General features: G+C 70.9%; 25 protein-coding genes, 2 pseudogenes and 1 riboswitch. Of the genes and pseudogenes, 12 read left to right on the forward strand and 15 right to left on the reverse strand.

Going from position 1 to position 22,745, the window contains the following annotated elements; genetic code table 11:
- The first annotated feature begins 43 nt into the window (after positions 1-43).
- The 7 genes from C3488_RS11965 (at position 44) to C3488_RS11995 (ending at position 5,935) form a co-directional block, all read left to right on the forward strand.
- Positions 44-1,003, forward strand: a complete 960-nt coding sequence (locus tag C3488_RS11965; protein ID WP_103839365.1) for an adenylyl-sulfate kinase — start codon at positions 44-46, stop codon at positions 1,001-1,003.
- Positions 1,004-1,042: 39 nt separating this feature from the next.
- On the forward strand, positions 1,043-1,435 hold the full coding sequence (locus C3488_RS11970) for an SCO5389 family protein (protein WP_103839366.1): 393 nt from the start codon (positions 1,043-1,045) through the stop codon (positions 1,433-1,435).
- A 304-nt stretch (positions 1,436-1,739) separates the two neighbouring features.
- Positions 1,740-2,714, forward strand: a complete 975-nt coding sequence (locus C3488_RS11975; RefSeq protein WP_103839367.1) for a metal ABC transporter solute-binding protein, Zn/Mn family — start codon at positions 1,740-1,742, stop codon at positions 2,712-2,714.
- Positions 2,715-2,723: 9 nt separating this feature from the next.
- On the forward strand, positions 2,724-3,674 hold the full coding sequence (locus C3488_RS11980) for a metal ABC transporter ATP-binding protein (protein ID WP_103839368.1): 951 nt from the start codon (positions 2,724-2,726) through the stop codon (positions 3,672-3,674).
- The gene (locus C3488_RS11985; RefSeq protein WP_103839369.1) at positions 3,661-4,596 is read left to right on the forward strand and encodes a metal ABC transporter permease; all 936 of its coding nucleotides are present in this window, start codon (positions 3,661-3,663) and stop codon (positions 4,594-4,596) included. Before C3488_RS11980 ends, C3488_RS11985 begins: the two co-directional genes overlap by 14 nt.
- Positions 4,593-5,462 (forward strand): metal ABC transporter permease, encoded by an 870-nt coding sequence (locus C3488_RS11990; RefSeq protein ID WP_103839370.1) that lies wholly within the window; start codon positions 4,593-4,595, stop codon positions 5,460-5,462. Before C3488_RS11985 ends, C3488_RS11990 begins: the two co-directional genes overlap by 4 nt.
- Positions 5,463-5,476: 14 nt before the next feature.
- Positions 5,477-5,935, forward strand: coding sequence for a Fur family transcriptional regulator (locus C3488_RS11995; RefSeq protein WP_103839371.1), 459 nt, complete (start codon positions 5,477-5,479; stop codon positions 5,933-5,935).
- Positions 5,936-5,950: 15 nt separating this feature from the next.
- Here the strand turns inward: C3488_RS11995 and rpsR are convergent, their stop codons facing one another.
- From rpsR to rpmG, 4 genes are all read right to left on the reverse strand, one after another.
- Positions 5,951-6,193 (reverse strand): 30S ribosomal protein S18, encoded by a 243-nt coding sequence (gene rpsR, locus C3488_RS12000; protein WP_103839372.1) that lies wholly within the window; start codon positions 6,191-6,193, stop codon positions 5,951-5,953.
- 72 nt (positions 6,194-6,265) lie between these two features.
- Complete coding sequence (locus C3488_RS12005) at positions 6,266-7,441, reverse strand: GTP-binding protein (RefSeq protein ID WP_103839373.1); 1,176 nt, start codon at positions 7,439-7,441, stop codon at positions 6,266-6,268.
- On the reverse strand, positions 7,438-7,695 hold the full coding sequence (locus C3488_RS12010) for a type B 50S ribosomal protein L31 (protein WP_103839374.1): 258 nt from the start codon (positions 7,693-7,695) through the stop codon (positions 7,438-7,440). The genes C3488_RS12005 and C3488_RS12010 overlap by 4 nt, the downstream gene beginning before the upstream one ends.
- Positions 7,696-7,700: 5 nt before the next feature.
- Positions 7,701-7,865, reverse strand: a complete 165-nt coding sequence (gene rpmG / locus C3488_RS12015) for a 50S ribosomal protein L33 (RefSeq protein WP_026252351.1) — start codon at positions 7,863-7,865, stop codon at positions 7,701-7,703.
- A gap of 75 nt (positions 7,866-7,940) precedes the next feature.
- On the opposite strand from rpmG, the gene rpmB reads away from it, so the two are divergent.
- On the forward strand, positions 7,941-8,177 hold the full coding sequence (gene rpmB / locus C3488_RS12020; RefSeq protein WP_103839375.1) for a 50S ribosomal protein L28: 237 nt from the start codon (positions 7,941-7,943) through the stop codon (positions 8,175-8,177).
- Positions 8,177-8,482, forward strand: coding sequence for a 30S ribosomal protein S14 (rpsN, locus tag C3488_RS12025; protein ID WP_103839376.1), 306 nt, complete (start codon positions 8,177-8,179; stop codon positions 8,480-8,482). The genes rpmB and rpsN overlap by 1 nt, the downstream gene beginning before the upstream one ends.
- Positions 8,483-8,684: 202 nt before the next feature.
- On the opposite strand, the gene C3488_RS12030 is transcribed toward rpsN, so the two are convergent.
- Both C3488_RS12030 and C3488_RS12035 read right to left on the reverse strand, forming a co-directional pair.
- Positions 8,685-9,458 (reverse strand): CbtA family protein, encoded by a 774-nt coding sequence (locus tag C3488_RS12030; protein ID WP_103839377.1) that lies wholly within the window; start codon positions 9,456-9,458, stop codon positions 8,685-8,687.
- A 25-nt stretch (positions 9,459-9,483) separates the two neighbouring features.
- Positions 9,484-9,705, reverse strand: coding sequence for a CbtB-domain containing protein (locus C3488_RS12035; RefSeq protein ID WP_103839378.1), 222 nt, complete (start codon positions 9,703-9,705; stop codon positions 9,484-9,486).
- Positions 9,706-9,739: 34 nt separating this feature from the next.
- A riboswitch (cobalamin riboswitch) is annotated at positions 9,740-9,896 on the reverse strand.
- A 94-nt stretch (positions 9,897-9,990) separates the two neighbouring features.
- Here C3488_RS12035 and C3488_RS12040 point away from each other — a divergent pair.
- Positions 9,991-10,572 (forward strand): histidine phosphatase family protein, encoded by a 582-nt coding sequence (locus C3488_RS12040; RefSeq protein ID WP_103839379.1) that lies wholly within the window; start codon positions 9,991-9,993, stop codon positions 10,570-10,572.
- Between the two features lie 436 nt (positions 10,573-11,008).
- Here C3488_RS12040 and C3488_RS12045 read toward each other — a convergent pair whose 3' ends face one another.
- The 4 genes and pseudogenes from C3488_RS12045 to C3488_RS41500 form a co-directional block, all read right to left on the reverse strand.
- A complete protein-coding gene (locus C3488_RS12045; RefSeq protein ID WP_103839380.1) occupies positions 11,009-12,229 on the reverse strand; it encodes an FG-GAP-like repeat-containing protein in 1,221 nt (406 codons plus the stop codon).
- A 105-nt stretch (positions 12,230-12,334) separates the two neighbouring features.
- Entirely contained in the window at positions 12,335-13,684 is a 1,350-nt protein-coding gene (locus C3488_RS12050; protein ID WP_181138982.1) for a DUF5933 domain-containing protein, read from the reverse strand.
- A gap of 290 nt (positions 13,685-13,974) precedes the next feature.
- The gene (locus tag C3488_RS12055) at positions 13,975-14,517 is read right to left on the reverse strand and encodes an MOSC domain-containing protein (RefSeq protein ID WP_103839381.1); all 543 of its coding nucleotides are present in this window, start codon (positions 14,515-14,517) and stop codon (positions 13,975-13,977) included.
- A 141-nt stretch (positions 14,518-14,658) separates the two neighbouring features.
- A pseudogene (locus C3488_RS41500) lies at positions 14,659-14,745 on the reverse strand (DNA-binding response regulator); the annotation flags it as partial.
- On the opposite strand from C3488_RS41500, the gene C3488_RS12065 reads away from it, so the two are divergent.
- Positions 14,705-14,917, forward strand: coding sequence for a hypothetical protein (locus C3488_RS12065; protein WP_181138983.1), 213 nt, complete (start codon positions 14,705-14,707; stop codon positions 14,915-14,917). The pseudogene C3488_RS41500 and the gene C3488_RS12065 overlap by 41 nt on opposite strands.
- 239 nt (positions 14,918-15,156) lie before the next feature.
- On the opposite strand, the gene C3488_RS12070 is transcribed toward C3488_RS12065, so the two are convergent.
- Both C3488_RS12070 and C3488_RS12075 read right to left on the reverse strand, forming a co-directional pair.
- A complete protein-coding gene (locus C3488_RS12070; RefSeq protein WP_103839382.1) occupies positions 15,157-15,900 on the reverse strand; it encodes an SCO4225 family membrane protein in 744 nt (247 codons plus the stop codon).
- A 78-nt stretch (positions 15,901-15,978) separates the two neighbouring features.
- A pseudogene (locus C3488_RS12075) lies at positions 15,979-16,254 on the reverse strand (alpha/beta hydrolase); the annotation flags it as partial.
- A gap of 161 nt (positions 16,255-16,415) precedes the next feature.
- Between C3488_RS12075 and C3488_RS12080 the strand changes: the two are divergent.
- Complete coding sequence (locus tag C3488_RS12080) at positions 16,416-17,792, forward strand: YncE family protein (protein ID WP_103839383.1); 1,377 nt, start codon at positions 16,416-16,418, stop codon at positions 17,790-17,792.
- Positions 17,793-17,910: 118 nt separating this feature from the next.
- On the opposite strand, the gene C3488_RS12085 is transcribed toward C3488_RS12080, so the two are convergent.
- From C3488_RS12085 to C3488_RS12095, 3 genes are all read right to left on the reverse strand, one after another.
- On the reverse strand, positions 17,911-20,211 hold the full coding sequence (locus C3488_RS12085; protein ID WP_103839384.1) for a hypothetical protein: 2,301 nt from the start codon (positions 20,209-20,211) through the stop codon (positions 17,911-17,913).
- 124 nt (positions 20,212-20,335) lie between these two features.
- Positions 20,336-21,544: an NAD(P)/FAD-dependent oxidoreductase gene (locus C3488_RS12090; protein ID WP_103839385.1), complete on the reverse strand. Its 1,209-nt coding sequence runs from the start codon at positions 21,542-21,544 to the stop codon at positions 20,336-20,338.
- A 117-nt stretch (positions 21,545-21,661) separates the two neighbouring features.
- Positions 21,662-22,606 (reverse strand): RNA polymerase sigma-70 factor, encoded by a 945-nt coding sequence (locus tag C3488_RS12095; RefSeq protein ID WP_103839386.1) that lies wholly within the window; start codon positions 22,604-22,606, stop codon positions 21,662-21,664.
- Positions 22,607-22,745: the final 139 nt, after the last annotated feature.

The following is a 22,745-nucleotide window of genomic DNA, read 5'->3' on the forward strand; positions in this document are numbered from 1 at the left end:
AGCCTATGCGCATGACATCCATTTTCAATAGGAGTGGCTAGCGATGCGCGTTGCCTTCGTCGGCAAAGGCGGCAGCGGCAAGACGACCCTGTCCGCCCTCTTCTCCCGTCACCTGGTGCGCTCGGGCGCGCCGGTCGTCGCGATCGACGGCGACATCAACCAGCACCTGGCCCACGCCCTCGGCCTCGACGAGGGCGAACGCTTCACCGCGCCGCCGCTCAGCGCGCGCACCGGCGAGATCAAGGACTACCTGCGGGGCACCAACCCGCGCATCCCCTCCCGCGACGCCATGGTCAAGACGACCCCGCCCGGCCGCGGCTCCCGACTGCTGCGCCTGCTCGGCGACGACGAGATCCACAGCCACCACGTTCAGGAGGCCGCAGGCGTCCCGCTGATGGTCACCGGCGCCTTCGGCGAGAGCGACCTCGGAGTGGCCTGCTACCACTCCAAGCTCGGCGCGGTCGAGCTGTACCTCAATCACCTCGTCGACGGCCCGGGCGAGTACGTCGTCGTCGACATGACCGCGGGCGCGGACGCCTTCGCCTCCGGGCTGTTCACCCGCTTCGACCTGACCTTCCTGGTCGTCGAGCCGACCCGCAAGAGCGTCTCCGTGTACCGCCAGTACCGTGAGCATGCGGCCGAGTTCGGCGTCCCGATCGCCGTGGTCGGCAACAAGGTCACCGGCGAGGACGACCTGCTCTTCCTCAAGGAGCACGTCGGCGACGACCTGCTCGCCCACTGCGAGCAGTCCCCCTACGTCCGCGCCCATGAACAGGGCCGCGGCCACGGCGAGCTGGAGCCGCACAACACCCGAACGCTGGACCTGCTGCGCGCGGCCGTGGACGCCCGTCCCAAGGACTGGGCGGCCTTCCAGAAGCACGCCGTGGAGTTCCACCTGCGCAACGCGACCGCCTGGGCCAACGAGGCCACCGGCCGGAACCTGGCCACCCAGGTCGACCCGGACTTCCAGCACGGTCCCGCAGCACCGACCGCCATCGTCTGACCCGCTCAACAGAACCCCGGAAACAGAACAGGAAGCTTCATGTCACTCGACGTCTCCCCGCAGTTGCTCGCCGAAGCCGAGAACGGCGAGGTGCGGGAACAGGACTTCGTGGAAACGGTCCGTACGTCCCTGCCGTACGCCTACGACCTCATCGCCCGCCTGACCGCCGACCTGGGCTCCACCGATGCGGAGTTCACCGACAACCAGACCCCTCCGCCGTCGGAGAAGGAGCGCGGTCAGCTGCTGCGCGCCCTGTCCAGCGACGCGATCCGGGGCAGCCTGGAACGGCACTTCGGCATCGCCCTCGCCTTCCAGAACTGCCACAGGGTGGCCGCCTTCCGCCCCGAGGCCCGCGGGGGCGAAACGCACACCCGCTTCACCTCCCTGCGTTCGCAGATCCTCAACCAGTCGCCGGAGTTCCGCGACTGCTGAACCGCCGCTGCCGCCGGCAGCCGCATCCGGCGTTCGGCGAACAGGCCGGCCACTTCGAGTCATCGGCGGCCGTCGGACGCGAGGGCACTGCACCCCTCGTGGCCGACGGCCGCCGGCTCGTCCCGGCGCGACACCCACCGCGTCCACCCGCGCAGCACCCGGGCAGTCGGTCGCCGGGTCAAAAGATGGCAACGGTTTTCAATAGCTCATTGGTCTGAAAATCATTTCCATCTAGCGTCGAGTGCGTCGCCACTCGGCCGACGCGTGTCCGCCGCGCGTCCGGCACCGCCCGAAGGAGCTCCGCATGTCCACCGTCCCCGCCTCCCGCTCCACCCGGCCGTCCGCGAGGATCGCGCTGGTCACCGCGACGGCCGCCCTGACGGCCGTGACGGCGACCGCCTGCTCGACCTCCTCCCCTCACACCGGCGACACCGACGCGACGGGAAGCGGCGGTTCGGGCGGGACGATCCAGGTGGTGGCGGCGGAGAATTTCTGGGGCAGCATCGCCGCCCAACTCGGCGGCAGCCATGTGAAGGTGACCAGCATCATCAGCAACCCGGACACCGACCCGCACGACTACGAGCCGACGGCCGCCGACGCCCGCACCGTGGCGGGCGCCCGGTACGCGATCCTCAACGGCATCGGCTACGACGCCTGGGCCGACAAGCTGCTCGCCTCCAACCCCGGCAGAGGGCGCACCGAGTTGAAGGTCGGCGACCTGGTCGGGATCAAGCCGGGTGGCAACCCGCACCGTTGGTACTCCCCGGACGACGTCCACCAGGTGATCGAAAGGATCACCGCCGACTACAAGAAGATCGACCCGGCCGACGCCGCCTACTTCGACCGGCAGAAGACGACCTTCGAGACCAAGACCCTCGCCGGTTACAACAAGCTCATCGCCGACATCAAGGCGACGTACGCCGGAACCCCGATCGGTGCTTCCGAGTCCATCGTCACGCCGCTCGCCGACGGCCTGGGGCTGAAGATGCTCACCCCGGAGACGTTCCTGGACGCGATGAGCGAGGGCTCCGACCCCACGGCCAAGGACAAGGCCACCATCGACCGGCAGATCAAGAAGAAGCTGATCAAGATGTACGTCTACAACTCCCAGAACTCCACGCCGGACGTGCAGGCGCAGGTGAAGGCGGCCGAGGCGCAGGGCATCCCGGTCGCCACCGTGACCGAGACCCTCACCCCCGCCGGGGCCACCTTCCAGCAGTGGCAGACCACCGAACTGCAGGACATCGAGCAGGCCCTGGCCAAAGCCACCGGGAAGTGAAACAGAGTCATGAGCCCGACAGCGAAGGCACGCCGAGCCGTCACGCACAGCGGCCACACCGTCCCCACCCGCCGTAGCGGCGGCCACGACGACGGCCACGGAACGGCCGCAGGAACAGACGGCGACCCGGTGGTCGCCCTGCGCGGCGCCTCCGTGCGAGTCGGCGGCCGGACGTTGTGGTCGGGGGTGGACCTTCGCATCGGGGCCGGCGAGTTCACCGCCGTGCTCGGTCCCAACGGAGTCGGCAAGTCCACCCTGATCAGGGTGCTGCTCGGCGCGCTGCCCGCGGCGGCCGGCGAGGTCCGGGTGCTCGGGGCCCGGCCGGGGCAGGCAGGCGACCGCATCGGCTATCTGCCGCAGCGCCGCAGTTTCGACGCCACCCTGCGGATCCGGGGAATCGACGTGGTGCGCATGGGCTGTGACGGCGACCGGTGGGGAATCCCACTGCCGTTCCCCGGCCTCCGTCGGCAGGCCGTCCGTGCACGCGTGGACGAGGTCATCGAACTGGTCGGGGCATCGGCGTACGCACACCGGCCGATCGGGCAGTGCTCCGGCGGCGAGCAGCAGCGGCTGCTGATCGCCCAGGCGCTTGTCCGCAGGCCCGAACTGCTGCTGCTGGACGAGCCGTTGGACAGCCTCGACCTGCCCAACCAGAGCGCCGTCGCCGCGCTGATCGGGCGCATCTGCCGCCAGGAGGGCGTGTCCGTGGTCATGGTCGCCCACGACGTGAACCCGATACTCCACCACCTGGACCGGGTGGTGTACCTGGCCCGGGGCGGCGCCGCCACCGGCACGCCGGGAGAGGTCATCACCTCCGGGACACTGACCCGGCTGTACGGCACTCCGGTCGAGGTACTGCGGACCTCCGACGGACGGCTCGTGGTGGTGGGCCAGCCGGAACCGCCGGCGGTGCACGCCGATCGGCACGACACCCCGGGGAGCGGTCATGACGCTCGCTGAGACGGGCGCACCGGCCTGGTCATGGAACCTCCTCACCGACTTCCAGGAGATGTGGTCGTACCCGTTCATGGTCAACGCGTTCCGCGCGGGCTCGGTCGTGGCCGTGGTCTCCGCCCTCGTGGGGTGGTTCGTGGTGCTGCGACGGCAGACGTTCGCCGCGCACACCGTCTCCGCCGTCGCCTTCCCGGGAGCGGCCGGGGCGCTCCTGCTGGGAGCCAGCGCGGTCTACGGGTACTTCACGCTGTGCGTGGCCGCCGCGCTGGTCATCGCGGCCCTGCGCGGCGGCGGTGACCACCAGGAGTCCGCGCTGACCGGGACGGTGCAGGCATTCCTGCTGGCCTCGGGCTTTCTGTTCACCGCGCTGTACAGAGGGCTGTTGGAGGGGCCGCAGACCATCCTCTTCGGCACCTTCCTGGGGATCACGTCGTCGCAGGTGACGGTGTTGACGGTGGTCGGTGCGGTGGTCCTCGCGGTACTGGCGCTGATCGGGCGTCCGCTGCTGTTCGCGTCCGTCGACCCGCAGGTGGCCGCCGGGCGCGGGGTGCCGGTACGGGCCCTGTCGGTCGTCTTCCTCGTCCTGCTCGGTGCGGCCACCGCCGAGGCGAGCCAGATCACCGGCACCCTGCTGGTCTTCGCCCTGATGGTGATCCCGGCCGCCACCGCCCACGCCCTCACCGCCCGTCCGGTGCTGAGCCTGGCCCTGGCCGTCCTGCTGGCGTTCGCCGCCACCTGGCTCGGACTGACCGCCGCCTACTACTCGCCCTACCCCCTGGGCTTCTTCGTGACGACCATCGCCTTCGCCGGATACCTGCTCGCCCTGGGCTGGCGCTCGCTGCGCGAGCCGGCCGGCCGGACCTGGCCCGGCCGGAGCGGAGACGACCGGACCGGAGCCGCGGCCGCCGCCGGGGAGGTGGTCGTATGACCGTCCTGCTCGCCGACTCCCCGCTGTCCCAGCCGTTCTTCCAGCACGCCCTCCTCGCGGGGACGGCCATCGCCGCCGCCTCCGGACTGGTCGGCTACTTCCTGGTACTGCGCGCCCAGGTCTTCACCGCCGACGCCCTCAGCCACGTCGCCTTCACCGGCGCGATGGCCGCCCTCGCCTTCGGCACCGACCTACGTCTGGGACTGTTCGCCGCCACCGTCGGCATGGCGCTGCTCTTCGGCACCCTCGGCCGCCGGGCACGGCCCGACGACGTGGTCATCGGAAGCGTCTTCTCCTGGATCCTGGGCCTCGGGGCCTTCTTCGTCACGCTCTACACGACCTCCCGCAGCACCACCAACGGAACCGCCGGGGTGAGTGTGCTGTTCGGCTCCGTCTTCGGCATCTCCTCCGGCAGCGCGATCGTCGCCGCCCTGGTGGCCGCCGGGGTCGGCCTGCTGGTGGTGCTCATCGCCCGGCCGCTGCTGTTCGCCACGCTCGACGAGGCCGTGGCCGCCGCGCGGGGGGTACCGGTACGGCTGCTCGGCCACGGCTTCCTCGCGCTGGCCGGCATCATCGCCGCCGAGGCGACCCAGGCGGTCGGCTCCCTGCTGCTGCTCGGTCTGCTGGCCGCCCCCGCCGGTGCCGCGATCCGGCTCACCGACCGGCCCTACCGTGCGCTCGCCCTCTCCGCCGGGCTCGCGGTGCTGGAGACGTGGGCGGGGCTGTTCGCCTCGTACGCGGTGCCGAAGATGCCGCCGAGCTTCGGCATCATGGCCGCCGCCACGGCCGTGTACGCCGCGACGTTCCTGATACGACGGCCCGCCCCCGTTCCTCGTACGCGAACCGCCGTCCCCACCGGGACCTGAGCCGAGGCACGCCGATGGCACGCAACCGACAGCGCACCCCCACCCGGTCGTACGACGTCACGCTGATCGGCCGGCGCACCCAGCAACGCACCCTCGTCGTGGAGGCGCTCATCCGGGCCGACGGCTTCGTCGGCGCCCAGTCCCTCCACAGCCGGCTCGCCGCCGCCGGTTCACCGGTCGGCCTCTCCACGGTCTACCGCACCCTGACCGCCCTGGCCGACGCCGGCCGGGCCGACGTGGTCCGCGACCCGGGCGGCGAGCGCCTCTTCCGCCACCGCCCGGGTCCCGAGCACCGCCACTACCTCATCTGCACCGAATGCGGTCTGAGCCGGCCCGTCGACTCCGGCCCGGTCGAGGAGTGGGCAAACACCATCGCACAGACCTCCGGGTTCGCGAACGTCCGGCACACGGTGGAGCTGTCCGGGGTGTGCCCGGACTGCGGCGGACGGCATGCGGCGGTCGGACGCCGGTGAGCACCAGCGGCTCGGTCAGCGGGAGCCGTAGGGCAGGAGGGCCATCTCACGTGCGTTCTTGACGGCCCGCGCTATCTGCCGCTGCTGCTGACGGGTCACATGGGTCACCCGGCGGCTGCGGATCTTCCCGCGGTCGGAGACGAACTTCCGCAGCAGATCGGTGTCCTTGTAGTCGATGCAGGTGATGCCGGCGGCGTCCAACGGGTTGACGCGCTGACGCTTGGCGGTCTGCCGACCGGTGCTCGTACGTCGGGGCATGGTGAGGTCGGTCCTCTCTTTCAACGGGATGCGGTGGAGTGCGCGAGCCGCACGGCGGAGCGCGATCGCGGTTCAGGTCACCGGGTCGAGCAAGTCGTCGAAGGCGTGCGGGAATCGTTTCCAGCGCTCCCTGCCCGCCGCGTACTCGTCATCGGTGAGCAGGCACGAGTCGAGCAGGGCCAGCAGAGCGTCGCGGTCCAGGCCGGGCGAGGTGAAGGTGAGGTACTGGCAGCGGTCGCCGTGTTCGGGATGCCAGGACACGGAGGCGGCCAGGCGGCGTTCAGCGGGCACCATCTCCCAGGCGGCATCGGGCAGGGCGGCCAGCCAGGGGCCCGCCGACTCCACGCACAGCGCACCGCCCGCGGCGTCCCACGACAGCAGTGTGTCGGGACGGTCCGCCAGCCAGAACCGTCCACGGCTGCGGGCGGCGGCGCAGGTCAGGTCCTCCAGCGCCGCATAGAGGCGCTTCGGGTGGAAGGGGCGTTCGCGCCGCCAGACGAAGGTGCTCACGCCGTGCTCCTCGCACTCCTGCGGCAGCAGCGCGCACGCAGGATGCACACGTGCGGCGGCCGCCGCCACGTCGAAGCCCTCCAGCAGAGCAGCACCCAGGGCGCCGCTGTCCACGCGCACCTTGCGTGCGCCTGGGCTGAGCTGGGCGAGCAGCGCGTGGTCGGCTTCGTCGGCGGCCTCGCCGCCCTCCCCGCACGAACCGCCCTCGACGAGGGCGATCACCGTGGGGTACTCCAGTTGCCGGGCGAAGGTGTCGGAAACGGTGCGCTGGTCGGTCGGGGCGGCGGCGAGACCCACATCGGCCAGGTCGTCGCCGTTCGACAGGTACGGCAGAACGAGTGCCGGGTCGACCACGGTGGCGACCCCCGTCAGCGCCAGCGGTGCGCCTGCGGCCGCGATGACCGGGGCCATGCCCTGAGGTTCGACGGAGTCCCACAGTTCCACGACGGCCAGTCGGTACCTGCCCTGCTCCGCGAGCCGCAGCAGTTCGGGGACGAGGTCCTCGCGCAGCGCACAGCACGCGCAGTCGTTCACCAGGGGTGCGTCACCGCTGTCCAGTAGGCCGTCGGCGTCGCGCACCGTCCGGTGCACCGCACTGTCGACCGCGAACGTCAGGTCGTGGTGGAGCGCGACCGAGCCCGGGACCGTGCGCAGGATCTCCTCCACGGCGGCCCTGCGGGCGTCGGCGTGCGCCCCGGCGACGATCGCGACCGGCAGCCGCGCCTGGTCCCCGCTCACTGCTTGCCCCGTCCGCGTCCGTAACGCCGCTCGAAGCGCTCGACCCGCCCCGCGGTGTCCAGGACCCGCTGGGTGCCGGTGTAGAAGGGGTGGCTCGCCGAGGAGATCTCGACGTCGACGACCGGGTAGGTGTTGCCGTCCTCCCACTCGACGGTCCTGTCGCTCGTGGCCGTGGACCGGGTGAGGAAGGCGAAGTCGGCGGCCCGGTCACGGAAGACGACCGGGCGGTACTCGGGGTGGATTCCGGGCTTCACGGCTCTCAGCGCTCCTCACGGAAGTCGACGTGGCGGCCGACGACCGGGTCGTACTTGCGCAGCGTCAGCCGGTCGGGGTCGTTACGGCGGTTCTTGCGGGTGACGTAGGTGTAGCCGGTGCCGGCGGTGGACCTCAGCTTGATGATCGGGCGCAGTTCGTTACGGGCCATGGACAGCACCATACAGTGAACTGGTTTTCATTTTCATCAAACTGCTAGTGTGCTGCCAGCACACGAGGAGGAACCATGTCCGCCCACTGCCAACTCACCGGACGCCAGCCCCGCTTCGGCCATCGCATCTCCCACTCCCACCGGCGCAGCAAGCGGCGCTTCGACCCCAACATCCAGACCAGGCGTTACTGGCTGCCGAGCGAAGCCCGCCACGTCCGGCTCACTCTCTCCGCCAAAGGCATCAAGACGGTCGACACCATCGGCATCGAGGCCGCGGTGGCCCGCATCCGCGCCCGGGGAGGGAAGGTCTGATGGCGAAGAAGAGCAAGATCGCGAAGAATGAACAGCGGCGGCTCATCGTGGCGCGCTACGCCGCGCGCCGCGCCGAACTGAAGGCGATCATCTCGTCTCCCCGGACACCCGACGACGAACGCGCCGCCGCCCAGAGGGAACTGCGCCGACAGCCCCGCGACGCCAGCGCCACCCGCCTGCGCAACCGCGACTCCGTGGACGGCCGCCCCCGCGGTCACCTCCGCGCCTTCGGCCTGTCCCGCATCCGCGTACGCGAGATGGCACACGCGGGCGAACTCCCCGGTGTGACCAAGAGCAGTTGGTGAGCCGCCCCCGACCGCTCAGGCCGCGAGCCACCCCCCGGGCTGCCGCAGCGGCCCCCCACCGGTGGTGGGCCGAAGTTCGATTCTCGTCACCCGCCCCATGCGAAACCCCCAGGTCAGAGACCTGGGGGTTCCTTGTCCTCTCGAGTGTGCGCCCCGCGGGAGAAACCCCGCGGCGCTCGGCTGCCTGGTCGTGGCGGCGTCGTCAGCGGGGAACCGGTGTCGCTCCTGTTCCGGCGCTCGTCCCCTGCACGGTCGCCTCACCCGCAGCCTTCAGGGCCGGGACCCGCTCGGCGAGCAGCCCGAAGACGAGCCCGAAGGCGGTCCACAGGGTCGCCTGGACGGCCAGGGCCGCCAGGCGGAACTGCCAGAGCAGGGTGGCCGAGAAGTCCTTCGGGACCTCGTTGACGGCCGGAAGGAACGCGTACGCCAGTCCGACGGCCAGGACGAAGAACGCCCCCGCGGCCACCGTCGCGTTCCAGTTGCCCAGACGTGGTGCCAGGCGCTTGCCGACGATCACGGTGGTGATCGCCAGCAGCACACTGAGCAGCATCATCAGGAAGTACAGAGTGGTGCGCTTGCCGATGGTGTCGGGGTCGCCGACGGACGGCGGGTTGGCGGGGTACTTCAGGAACGGCACCACGTACACGGCGATCAGCCCGGCCGCCGCGAGGAGCAGCGCGCTCGCGCGCGGCCCGAAGCGGCCGATCCGACCGAGCGCGAAGCAGTACGCGAGGGCGGCGATGCCGCCGAACGCGACGCCGTAGACGAGGACTCCGGTGGCCAGGCCGCCGGTGGACTGCATCGTGCGGCTGACGACTTCCATGCCGTGTTCGTGGGAGTGCGACTCCTCGTAGGCGATGGCCGAGTCGACGCGCGGCTCACCCAGGAAGTAGGCGACGACGAGGGCGAGCAGGCCCGCGGCGAGTCCCGCGAGCATGCCACGCACCAGCAGATTTCGGACGGTTGCCGAGTTCATGGAACGCTCGATTTCCTCCCTGTCGTCAGTGGCAGGGGAAGCCGAGCAGGTGGCGGGCGTCGTGCACCCACTCGTGCACGTCCTCGCCGGACATCACGGAGGTGGCGCCCTGCTCGGCGCCGACGAAGTAGAGCAGGACCAGCATCAGGATGCCGAAGAAGACCGCCCAGGGGACGATCGCGCCGATCGGCAGCTTGGCCGGTGCGGTGGTGGGGGTGGTGGTCGACTGAGCGACGGACTGGGCCATGGCAGGACCTCCTGGGGAACTCGCGTCCCGTCTCGGTGGTGCACAGGACGACGGCGCGGGTCTGACTTGCCCACCACACAACGGAGATGTGTCGTGGGGGCTTACAGTGGCGCGACCGTGCCGGAATCCCACCGGCTTCCGCGATCCGTCGTCGATATCGCCGAGAAGGTACCGCGAAGCGGAGGTGCGGCCAAGGGCGCACGGGCGCTTCACGGGCGCCCTTCAGGTCGCTGTCTTCTGTGAACTCCCTGTGCGGACAGGGGTGTCGATCACGAGAGTGAGCACGTGACGAACCGAGTGATGTTGATCTCACCAGCTATGAACGCGTCCCTGCGGGCGGCTCGCTTCGACGACGGTTGCTCACTCGACGCGGTCGGGACGTCGCAGGCCCGCTCGGCGGCCGGCGCCCTTGCGCGGGCCGGGCGAGTGCTGGTCTCCCCCACCGTGCGCTGTCGGCAGACGGCCTCCGCGCTCGGCCTGGACGCCGACGACGAACCGGGACTGGCCGCCCTCGACGTGGGTCGCTGGCGCGGCCGGACGCTCGACGAGGTGGGCGCCGCCGAGCCGGAATCGGTGTCCCTGTGGCTGACGGACCCGGCGGCCGCCCCGCACGGCGGGGAGTCGGTGCACGATCTGTGCGAGCGGGTCGGAGCCTGGCTGGGCGAGGCCGCGCACCTCCCGGGCAGGACGGTCGCCGTGGTCGAGCCGGATGTCGTACGGGCCGTGACCGTCCGGGTGCTGGGGGCGCCGGAGCCGTCCTTCTGGCGGATCGACGTACCGCCGCTGACCGCGACCGTGTTCAGTGGCCGCGCCGGGCGCTGGAACCTGACACTCGGCCGACCGCTCGCGCGAGCCGAGGACGACTGACCGGGGCTCCCCGCGGCGTCGACACCGTGCCGGCTGCCGCCCACCCCCCGTGCAGCCGGCGCAGAAGCCGTAGTCGGTGTCCCACCGGGTCGGCACCGGAGCCGCCCCGGCCTCGACCGCTGCAACCTCAGGTCGGCTCGGGCCGCCCACGGAGCGCCAGAACTCGCTGGGCACCGCCGCCGCACGCTTGGGCTCCTGCAGCATCCACAAGTGCGCCATCCCGTAGAGGAGTCGTGCTTCGGCGCCCGGCTCCCGGGCGGCCACCGAACGCCGGCGGCACCGGCTCACCGGACCCGGGCACCGGGTGGTGTGCAGACTCGCCGCGACGACTGCTCATTTCCCAGACCGGACGACTGCTCGCTTCGTCGTCCCATCGCTGTCCGGCGCCACACAGGCGAAAGGGCCTCCGCCCGGAAGCGGAGGCCCTTTCCCTGGGTCAGAAGAAGCCGTTCAGGCCGAACCAGCCGTCTGCCGTCTCCACGCGCGAGTCCAGCGTGCCGTTGCCGCGGCCCGGGTACACCAGCTGGCAGCCGACGCCTCGGCAGCTTGCGCCGACATAGCTGCTCTTGGTGACGGTGACGAGGTCGGCACGGCCGTCGCCGGTGACATCGCCCAGGCCCAGGAACGTGTCCATGACGTTCCAGCCGCTGCTGCCCATCAGCACACGGGACCCGAGGGCCCCGGACTTGCCGGGGTACAGCCACAGCTGCCCGGTCGACGCCTGGCGGACGACCAGGTCCGCACGGCCGTCACCGTTCATGTCGCCCGCCCCGACCAGCGCGCTCATGCCGTTCCAGCCACTGCTGCCGATGAGCTTGCGCGCACCGAGGGTGCCGCTGCCGGTGCCGGGATACAGCCAGAGCTTGCCCGTGGCCTTCTCCACGGTCAGCACGTCCGTGCGGCCGTCGCCGGAGAGGTCGCCGTACGCGATGAGCCGGCTCATCGCGTTCCAGCCGCCGTTACCGATGAGCTTGCGCGCACCGAGGCTGCCGGTGCCGGCGCCCGGGTACAGCCACAGCTTCCCGGTGGACGCCTCGCGGGCGATCACGTCCTCTCGGCCGTCACCGCTGAAGTCGCCGTGCCGGACCAGGGCGTTCATGACGTTCCAGCCGCCACTGCCGACCAGCTGCCCTGTGCCGTCGCCGCGCAGGAACCACAGCCGGCCCGCCTTGTCCCGCACGAGGACGTCGGCCTTGCGGTCGGCGTTCAGGTCGCCGAAGCCCGCGGCCTGGGGCGCGGTCGACGCGTACCACTCCGGGTAGGCCGGGAACCAGCACTCCCGCTCGGTGGCGACGAGGCTCACCGAGCTGACGGTACGTTGCGAGCCACCCCACTCGGTCCCCGCGGGGTCGGGGGCCCACGAGGTGACGCCGCCGGTCTTGCTGTAGTTCGGATCGTCGTGCAGGCAGGCGTACTTGGACGTTCGGTTCACCACGGACTGGAACGTGTTGTCCCAGGTCCCCAGCGTCGCCTTGTTCGTGTTCGTCTTGAACATGGCGCCCGTGCCGTTGTCGGTCTTCCAGGCGCAGAAATAGCCCGCCGGGCAGTCGCTGATCGCGGCCTGAGCCGTTCCCGCGCCGGCACCGAGGAGCCCGAGCGAGGTGAGCCCCAGCGTCGTGGCCAGTGTGGCCAGGCGTCGGAGTAGTGATACGCGCATTTTCTTCCCTCCCTGACGCGGCACGGAGAAAAGCTCGACGCGCCGCGCGAGGAAGATACCTTGCCCGCGCGATCACTCCATCGCGCGCGTCGCCGGCATCGCGATTCAGACTGCTTCGGGTTGCGGTTCCGGCTGCCGCGGTGGAGCGGCCTTCGGTTCCCACTGTGTGGTGGTCCGTACGTAGCCGTAGACCACCGAGGCCATCGCCAGAAGGAGAAGCGGTCCGAACACCCATGGATGTTCGGCCATCTCCACCGGCAGACAGCGGTACGACACCAGGAGGGCGGCGAAGACCGTCGCGCCGTGGGCGACCAACTGGATCCCCGATCGATCCCAGCCGTGGTGGACCGAGCGCAGAGCCGCCTCGATCGTGAGTGCGAAGACCACGCCGGCGACGAGATCCGCACCGTAGTGGAAGCCGAACCCCAGCGTTGCGACGAGCGTGGCGATCAGCCAGAACGCGCCTGCGCATCGCAGGACCCGTGGGCCCTTTCGGGAGTGGACGAAGATGGTGGTGGCCCACGCCGTGTGCAGGCTGGGCATGCAGTTGCGCGGGGTGATCTGGTCGAACGGCATCGGGTGCGGGGTACTGACCGGCGGCGGCGTGTCCGGCCACAGATCGGCCACCGCCCAGTGCACGGTGGGCGGCGTCGCCGGCCACAGGTGGGCCGACGCCCAGTGCTCGTTGCCGCCGCCGTAGGCGTAGAGCGGTCCGACCACCGGGAAGATCATGTAGATGGCCGGCCCGAGAAGGCCGATCACCAGAAAGGTGCGCACCAGATGATGGCCCGGGAAGCGCCGCTCGACCGCCACATGACGCAGCTGGTACAGCGCGACGACGACCGCGGCGACCGCAAGCTGGGCGTAGACGTAATTGAGGACGTGGGCGCCGATCGGTCCGGTCGCCGTGACGATCCGGCCCACCAGCCAGGACGGATTACCCAACGCGTGATCGGCGGTGGCCACGTACTGGTCCAACACCATCGGGCGGGATTTCGACGTGACGAGCAGCCATGTGTCGCCGGTCTTGCGGCCTGCCACCAGCAGCAGGCCCAGCCCGACGCCCTTCAGCATCAGGACACGTTCCCGGCCGGTGCGGCGCGTGACGGCGATGACCGCACAGCCCAGCATCACCCACAAAGCGCCGTTGCCGAAGGGGTGCCCCTCGGTCACCCTGGCACCGACCGCCCACCGCACCAGCACGAAGACGACGTCGATGCCGATCGCGGCACCGGCCGCGATGAACCGTTGCCGCCGGGTGAGCACCACCATCGTCAACGCCATACTGGCGTACAACAAGAAGCCCGATTTGGGCGGGAATATCAGCTCTCGCGCCTGGCTGGTGATCGGCCCCGGCAGGCCGTAGCGACGCGCGACGATCTCCAGCGTGACGAGCAACCCGAGGGCCACCGCACCCGCCGTGGCCCACAGTATCGCCCGTGGTCGACGCCACACGGGGAGCGCAGTTCTGCCGCCTGTTCGCGAAAGCAGCCGTGATGCTATAGGTCTCAATCAGTCAGCCGTTTGCTAGATGTTGGTAGAAGAAGATTGTTTATCGTGCTGGACATCACGCTTTTCCGACGATGAAGAGCAGTGGGCATTCGTCGCAAGTTCGAACATCTTATCGGAACAGTGCGAGACAGCCACGGGTGGTTCGAAGGAAGGCCGCCGCGTTGCCGTCCCGGACGGCCACAGGCACGCATCGCTGTCACGACAGCCGTGTCACGGCTCGGCCGGCAGGCCGGTCAGACCCGGTCCAGGGGCCGGTGCGGGCCGTCGGGAAGTTCCGCTTCGATCGTGTCACCGGGGCGCACCACGCCACCCTCCCGGACGATGCTCATGACTCCGGCCTTGCGCACGACGTTCCCCGCCTCGTCGCGGCCGACGACCTGCTTCAGCAGCCCGCCCTGGAAGTTGTCGATCTGCACACAGGGATTGCGGAGGCCGGTGACCTCCAGGACCGCGGACTCGCCGATGCGCAGCAGGGTGCCGGCCGGAAGACCGAGCAGATCGATGCCGCGCGTGGTGATGTTCTCGCCGAGTTCGCCGGGCCCCAGCTCGAATCCTTCTTCGCCGACCTCGGCGAAGAGCTCCTCGTGGATGAGGTGGACCTGGCGCAGATTCGGCTGGGTGGGATCCTGCGCCATGCGCGAGCGGTGCTTGACCGTCTCCCCGGCGTGCACGTCCCCCTCCACACCGAGCCCCGCGAGCAGTCTGATGCTGTCCCGGTTCGGCTTGGTGAACGAGTACTCCCCGTTACTGCTGACCGCCGTCACTCTTCCGCTCATATCGCGGAAACCCCCTCTTCGGTAACAATGATCGGCACGAGCCTAACCCTCGCTCCGCGAGGCGTGGATGCGTGAGTTCGGTTCTCGTGAAAATCTCCGAGTGCTGCCGAGGTCGGTGGCCGGTGCGATGCTCCTGCCGTGTCAGAGCGCGGGCGGGCCGGCCTGTACGAGGCCCGACTGGTAGGCGATGACGACGAGTTGGGCGCGGTCTCGGGCACCCGCCTTCACCCAGTTCCTCGGCGCCGGCGACGTCACCGCCGACGGCCGCCGCGACCTGATCGCCTACGGCCCGAACGGCACGGACGTCTACCGCTCGACCGGCTCGACCACGACCGTGTTCAGCCGGCTCGCGACCAACCTCTACGCGGGCGAGGGCACCAAGTTCGACAACATCGCCTAGGAGCCTGTCCGGGCGATCACGCGTCCCGTCAGGGTGACGCGGCCCAGGGACGCGCAGTCCGCCCGCCGCCGTCCGCCGGTGACGACCAGGGACAGCGGGCGGCGGCGGCCGTCCGACTCAGTGGAGTTCGCCGGTGAACCCGCCAGCGGCGGTCACCTGATCGCCCGGGCAGCTCCTGGTCGTCACTCCTCGAGCCTCCGCCCCCAGGACGGCACCGCCGACTTGATCCGGCGTCTCGCTCAGGCCGGGCTTGCTTCCCGCGCCCGCAGCCTGCGTGCGAGAAGGCCGAGCAGCACGGCGTTGACCAGCCCGGACAGGGCAACCCCGGCGGAGAAGAGCAACGGGCTCAGCCAGGAGAGCGAGGAGTACCGCGCGGGTGCCGCCACCACGGTGGCGGCGATGCCGAGCGGCGCGGTGGCCATGAGCGGCCAGATCCCGGCGAACCCCGGGTCCGGCGACAGGTACACCGCGTACAGGAAGAACGCCAGCGCCGCCGCGACCACCGCCAGGTACCCGCGCGCGAGCCGGTTGTCCACCGCGGGCGTCAGCAGGGCCCGAATTCCCTGCAGGCTGAGGCGCGCGGTACGCGCCATGTCCGTCCCCTCCTGTTCGGAGGAGACCGGGAGACGGGGCTCACGCCCGCCGGCCGGTGCCGCCGCCGTGGACCTCGCGACGAGGGCGCCCAGTACGGCGGCGTTCACGAGGGCGCACAGGAGGAGCCACACGCTCCACATGCTCATGGCGAGCACCTCGCCGACCCCGCCCTCGGTGCCGGGGCCGAAGGGGAGGATCACACTCAGGAAGGAGAGCGGCGCCGTGAGCATCAGGGGATCCGGGGCGAAGCCGCCGTCCGGGAAGACGAAGCCGGCCAGGACGCAGGCGGCGAACACGGCCAGATAGCCCCGGGCGAGCCAGTTGTCCGTGGCGAGCGCAAGGAGCCGGCGCAGGCGCGGAAGGCGGTGTGGGACGGAGGAGTTCGGCATCGCGGGTTCCTTCGGGTCGATCCGTGGGCGATGTCCTCAACGGTGGACCGGAGGGCGCGTTCAGACATGAGTACGGGTACTCACCGGCAGAGCGCGGGACCTCCCACGCCGCGTGCGTGCGTCGGCACCGGCGGAGGCGCGGTAGTCGGCCGCGATCGAGGGCACCGCGTCACGGCGGGCGTCCCGGCAGGCGGCGCGGATGTCGGCAGGTACGGCGCCGGGGTCGTGGGCCCGGATGTCGAGGAAGTGGCCGAAGAAGGCGTCCGGGGCTGCCGCGATCATCCGCTCGGGCAGGTGCGGAGGCCGCGCCATCAGATAGAGCTGGAACCCGATGGCCGCACCGGTGCCGTGCACAGCCACCGTGTGTGACGTCCTGCCGGGCCTTTGCGCTTGATAAGTGGCCGCCTGTCGATCATGACAGTGGCAGTGACGGGCGAAGCGCCGGACCGCTCCGCTCGTCGCGCCTTCCGCGGAGCCCACTTGCAGACGTCCTACTGAAGGAAGCGACCGACCGCATGCGCATAAGACAGTTCGCGGGGAGAGCAGCGCTCTCCGCCGCCCTGAGCCTGTCGTTCCTCGGCCTGGGTACGACCACGGCCGCCGCGGACACCAGTGCCCCACTGCCGATCAGCTCGTATCGGGACATGGTCGTCGACGCGGCTCATCAACAGGTCTTTCTCAGTGACCCGTTCGGTGGCAGCGTTCTGGTGACGGACTACACGGGCCAGGTCGTGAAGCAGATCGGCGGTGAGGCCGGCGCCTGGGGCATGGCTCTTTCCAGCGACTCCACGACGCTGTACGTGGCACTCCGCGACGCCGGCGCGATCGCCGCGATCGACACCGCCACCCTGCAGGAGACCGCCCGGTACGACACCGGAACCGGAGCGGGCGCCTACGCCGGCCCGACCTCGCTCGCGTCGGCCGGAGGAAAGATCTGGTTCGGCTACAGCACCGACTCCTGGAACGGCGCCCTCGGCTCCCTGGACCTGAGCGGAGCGCAGCCGGTGGTCGCACGGGGACAGGGCCTCGACACGTTCCGCGGCTCCCCCCGCCTGGCTGCCGCACCGCAGGATCCGGACACCCTCGTCGCCGCCGAATCGGACGGCAACGCCGCCACTTTGGCCGTGTACGACGTGAGCAGCGGCCAGGCCGACGTACGGGCGAAGCGTGTCGACCCCGGTCCGGAGGGGTGCACCAGCCTGCGGGACCTCGCCTTGACGCCGGACGGCGCGCGGGTGGTGGTCGCCTGCGCCTCGCCCTACTACCACCAGGCGTTCCGCACGGCCGACCTGGCCGACGACGGCCGCTACACCACCGGCCACTACCCCGACTCCGTGGCCATCGCCCCTGACGGCACGATCGCGGCGGGCGTCGACGGCGCCTCCTCGCCCGACGTCTACCTGTTCACGCAGGGCGGCTCCACGGCCTTCAAGACCTGGGACTTCCCGGCGTCGTCCCCGTACGCCACCAACACCCTTCAGTCCGCCGGTCTGGCCTGGGCTCCGGACGGCAGCAGGATCTTCGCGGTCACCGAGGACAGCGGCTCCTCGTCCCTGACGCTGCAGGTCCTCGACTTCCCGCAGGTCACCACCACGGTCACCGTGCAGGCACCCGCCTCGTCACCCCGGAACCAGGACCTCACCCTCACCGGGAGGCTCGAGGCGCCCGTGGGATTCGGCGCGGGGACCACCGTCGACATCTGGCGGCTCGACGACCCCGCCGCCGGTGAGGGCACGCTGATCGGGTCCGCGACCGTCGCCGCCGACGGCACGTTCGGCTACACGGACCGTCCGAAGGCCAAGGGCGACGTCCAGTACACCGTGCAGTACGGGGGCGACGCGCGGCACACCAGTGCCTACGGCACGGTCACGGTCGACATCACCTCTGACTGAGTCCCGTCCGCCTCGCGTCACGGGCTCCGCTCGGACCGCGCTCGGCCGGGGTTTCCCAGCCGAGCGTGTCGCGGCCCCGGTTCGACCGCGGGCGCCGCGCGGCCCGAGCGCTTCGGACTCATCCGGGGTGGACTGTGAGGTACGTCCACTGGCTCCACACGCTGCCGGTCTGTGCGCCCTCGGCCGGTGGCGTGTAGTGGCCGCGGATGCGGTAGGGGTCGTTGCTCGTGAAGAGCTTCAGAGCCCGGACGTAGCCGTACCAGCCGTCGGCGTACACGCTCCCGCAGTCCTGCGCGGTCACCTGGTGCCAGGCCCCCGAGTAGTAGTGCTCGAGGTACACGGTCATGCGACCGCCCGACTGGCGGGGGGTGACCAGGAGGTTGAAGCCCATGTTGACTTCGGACTTGTAGAAGACCTGGTAGGTGGTGGATCCGATGCGGGTGGTCCCGGTGGGCCACTGCGTCTGCGTCCGGACCGTGGGCGTGACGGTCGCACCGGTGGTCGCCGTGCGCGGCGCATAGCGGTAGTCACCCGCGAAGGCCGCGCTGAAGACGGTGTTGCGGCTGATCCTGTAGTACGCCACCAGGTTCCCCTGCGCGTCGACCTTGCCGCTCTTCAGCTGCGTCCGCGAGGCGCCCGCGGGCTGGGCGTACAGCGTCACCGCACGGGAGTTGTACGTCGTCCCCAGGTGCGCGGTGACCTTGACGGTGGCGCCGGAGTGGTACGACTTCGCGTCGGTCGCCACACTCAGGCTCGGAGTGGCGCGGGAGACCTGCACCTTCGCCGACGCCGTCACCGGGAGGTAGGACGTGCCGCCGTCGTAGGTGAAGGCGTAGGTGTTCGCCCCGCCGACCTGCGGGGTGTCGTGGAAGGCGAAGCCGCCGTCGGCGGCGACGGGCACGGTGGCCACCGCGTAGCCGGAGGGGTGCGCCTGGTCGGTCTTGACGACGTGGACCGCGCCGGTCGTCACATGCGCGTGCGGCCAGGTGAGCCGACCGGTGATGGTCGTCGCCGAGGCACGGTTCGCGGCAAAGGGAGCGGTCAGCGCCATGGTGGGCGCGTACTTCGCCACCGGGATGTCGAAGGTCCGGCTCGCCGGGGCGTAGTGGCCGCCTCCCGAGTAGTCGACGCGGAAGCTCAGGGAGCCGGTGGCGGGAGCGGTGCCGGCGACGGAGTAGGAGCCGAAGAAGTCGACCGGAATGTGTGCTGGGGTGCTTGTCGGGTCCGGGATGAGCAGGCCGTCCGGATCGGCGTCGTCGTAGCGGGTGATCCGTACGGTGCCCGGAATCATGGATTCACCGGCACTGAGGTTCAGGGGCGAGTCGAAGACCGCACGGAACGTGTAGGCCTCGCCGGGGGCGAGCGGCGTGATGGTCGAGCTGCCGAGGAGACGCACCCCGGCGGTCTCGGAGTCACGAGCTGTCCGGAGTGTCGGGGTACCGCCGGAGGCGTCCACACCCACGGCGTAGAGCCGGCTCCCGTCCGGTGTCCAGGCAAGGCCGTCCGGGGCCAGGCGCAGCGGGTCGTCGAAGTAGTACTCGCGGTAGTAGCCCTCGCCCGTCTCCGGGAATGCCATGAACCCGTAAGGGCCCGCGCCGCCGGCCACGGTGCCGTCCGGGGCCACGGCGACGGCGTCGGCGGCCACCGGCATGGCGAATCGCCCGTCCACCGCCAGATCCGAGGTGCGGTACCGGTTGTCGCTCGGACGCTCCCAGGACGAGACCGCCAGATGCTGCCCGTCGGCCGTGACCGCGAAGTCGCTCAGGTCGGGGACGGGCAGCGCCTTCGCGGCCTGCCGGGTCAGCGCACCGCCCTCGGCCCGGTACGTGACGACGGCGGAGGTGTCGCCCGTCTGCACGGCGGCGGCGAGGACGCCGGAGGGCGTCGGGGTCGTCGCCAGCATCGGCGGTGCTGCCCAACTGCCGGAATCCTGCCCCAGACTGACGGTACCGGCCCCGTCGACCGATCCGATGCCGCCGGCGCCCGCCGTGCCGTACCCGAACCAGAGGGTGCCCCCGGCGACGGCCAGCGAGTCCGGACGGGTGCCCGTGCCCGTGCTGTACCGGGCGGACTCGGTCAGGCTCTCGGTACTGATCGCCGCGATCGCGTCCTGGTCCGGCAGAGCCGCGTACAGTGCGGATCCGTCGTCGGAGAGGGCGAGACCGGTGGCGCCCGGCTCACCACCGATCATCGTCGGGTTCCCGCCGTCGAGGTCGGTGACGAGAATGCCGTCGGTGCCGGAGCCGCCGCTGATGAACAGGTGCCCGTGCGGGGCGTCCACCACCAGGTGCGCGAAGTGCGCGATCGGCAACGGTACGTCCGACGCCGCGTACGCGTCGGCCGCGCCGGGACCGATGACGGTCGTCAGTCCGAGGAGCAGCGCTGCGGCGGTCGGCGGCGAGAATCGCGCCAGCTTCATGAAAGGCCCCCACCCAACCCTCACGATCAAGGGGCGCAACCTAGCACGGAAAGATCAGGTCCCCATACCCGGGGCGGAGGGAGCGGGCGCCCTCGCCTCGAGGACGCCCGCTCCGCCGGGCGCCTCAGGCCGGCGTCCTGACCGCCGGACCCGCCTGGGCGGGCTCCCGCACGACGCGGCGGGTCCGGGTCGGGATCCCGAACGTCGGGTTGGCGATGCTCCAGGCCGCGCCCTTGCAGACCAGCTCCTTGTAGACGGCGGCGAGCCGCCCTGTCAGGGCCGCGCGGACGGCGCGGTCGTCGGCGGTGACGTACTGGATCAGGCCTTCCCTGCGGCCCAGCGAGATGCACTGGTTGAAGTAGCGCAGCGGCGCGTTCGGGAGCTTCCCGCCGGTCAGGCGCGCCGCGATGGCGTCGGCGGCCTGCCAGGCCATGGGAGTGCCGGAGGCGCACGACATCCGCAGCGGCTTGTCGCCGGGGCCCATCGCCATGGCCGCGTCGCCGATGGCGTACACGTCGGGGTGCGAGACCGAGCGCATGGTTCCGTCGACCACGATCCGGCCCGTGTCGGTGACCTCCAGGGTGGTGGCCTTCGCGATCGGGTGGACGGCGAAGCCGGTGGTCCACACGGTGACCGCGGCGGGGACGGACGTGCCGTCGGCGGTGGTGACGCCGTCGGCCTCGACGGCGGTGACGTCGGCGTGTTCGTGCACGGTGATGCCGAGCCTGCCGAAGACCTTCCGCACGTGCCGGCGGCCCTTGGGCGAGAGCCAGTCGCCGAGGCCGCCGCGGGCGACGAGGGCGACGTCGAGGTCGGGGCGGGCCTCGGCGATCTCGGTCGCGGCCTCCAGGCCGGTGAGGCCGCCGCCGACCACGACCACGGGCTGCCCGGCGTCCAGGCGGGCCAGGCGCTCACGCAGCCGGAGCGCTCCGGGACGACCGGCGATCTCATGGGCGTGCTCGGCGGTGCCGGGGACGCCCTGGTCGTTCCAGCCGCTGCCGAGGGCGTACACGAGCGTGTCGTACGACAGCTGCTCCTCCCGCCCGGCGGTGCCGTTCGCGTCGATGACGGTCACGGTCCTGCGGTCGACGTCGACGCCGGTGACCTTCGCGAGCTTCAGTTCGACGCCGGTTCCCGCGAAGATCTCGTCGAACGGCCGGGGCCGGAGGTCCTGGCCGACCGCGAGCTGGTGCATCCGGACGCGCTCGACGAAGTCGGGCTCGGCGTTGACGAGGGTGATGGCGACGTCTTCACGGCGCAGCCGCCTGGCGAGGCGCCCGGCGGCGATGGCTCCTGCGTATCCGGCTCCGAGGACGACGATGCGGTGCTGCATCTCCTTGCTCCTGTCTTGAGCGCTGCTGTCGTGGGCGGGTTCGCCCCTTGAACCGGGCGGCCCGCCGTTTCCTGACAGGAGTGCGATGTGAAGCACCTCACATAGGGACCGGAAGGGTCAGAAGGCGCTCAGCAGGGGTTCGCCGTGGTCGGCGGCCGCCCATCGCCTGGTCGCACGTTCGAGCTTGTCGGGGTTGACCTGGTTGCGGAAGGCGGCGATGCCCTCCGCGGTGATCTCAAGGCACATGATGCCGACGACCCGGCCGTCGACGACCGCCACGACGGCCGGGTCGCCGTTGGCGGTCGTGACGTACACCTCGGGTGAGCCACCGATCAGGGCCTGCTTGGCCTTGCTCGGTTTGAACAGGCCACGCATGAACTTCGCGACAGCGAGGGCGCCTTCGAACGCCTTGGCGCGGGCCGGGACCTTCCCGCCGCCATCGCCGATCGAGACGGCGTCCTCGGTGAGCAGCCGCACGAGCGGCTCGGTCCGGCCGCTGGTGGCGGCGGCGAGGAATTCGTGGACGATCCGCCGGGCGGCGGCCTCGTCGATCTCCCTGCGGGCCCTGCCGTCGGCGACGTGCTTCTTGGCGCGGTGGAAGATCTGCTGGCTGGCGGCCTCGGTGATGTCGAGGATCTCGGCGATCTCCCGGTGCGGGTAGTCGAACGCCTCCCGCAGGACGTACACCGCCCGCTCGTTCGGGGAGAGGCGTTCCAGCAGGGCGAGGACCGCGTACGAGACCGATTCGCGCTGTTCGGCGGTGTCGGCCGGACCGAGCATCGGGTCCCCGGCGAGCAGCGGCTCGGGGAGCCACTGGCCTATGTAGGTCTCGCGCCGCGCCCGGGCCGAGGTGAGCTGGTTGAGGCACAGGTTGGTGAGAACCTTCGTCAGCCAGGCCTCGGGGACCTCGATGTGGTCGACGTCGGCGGCCTGCCAGCGCAGGAAGGTCTCCTGCACCGCGTCCTCGGCCTCGCTCGCGGAGCCGAGAAGGCGGTAGGCGATGGCCTCCAGGCGGGACCTGGAGGCCTCGAACCGGTCCACGTCGCTCATGGTCAGGGCCATGCCGGGGATCCTAGCCCTCGCGTTGCGCGACGGCCTCCGCATTACGGGGGCGGCCCCTGCGCCGCTCGGCGGATGCTGGTCGACGCCGTCATCCGGCCATGGCGAGCGCGTTCGGTCCGGCACGCGTGTCACCGGGGGT

It is taken from the genome of Streptomyces sp. Ru72 (assembly GCF_002920635.1).
Lineage (GTDB): Bacteria > Actinomycetota > Actinomycetes > Streptomycetales > Streptomycetaceae > Streptomyces.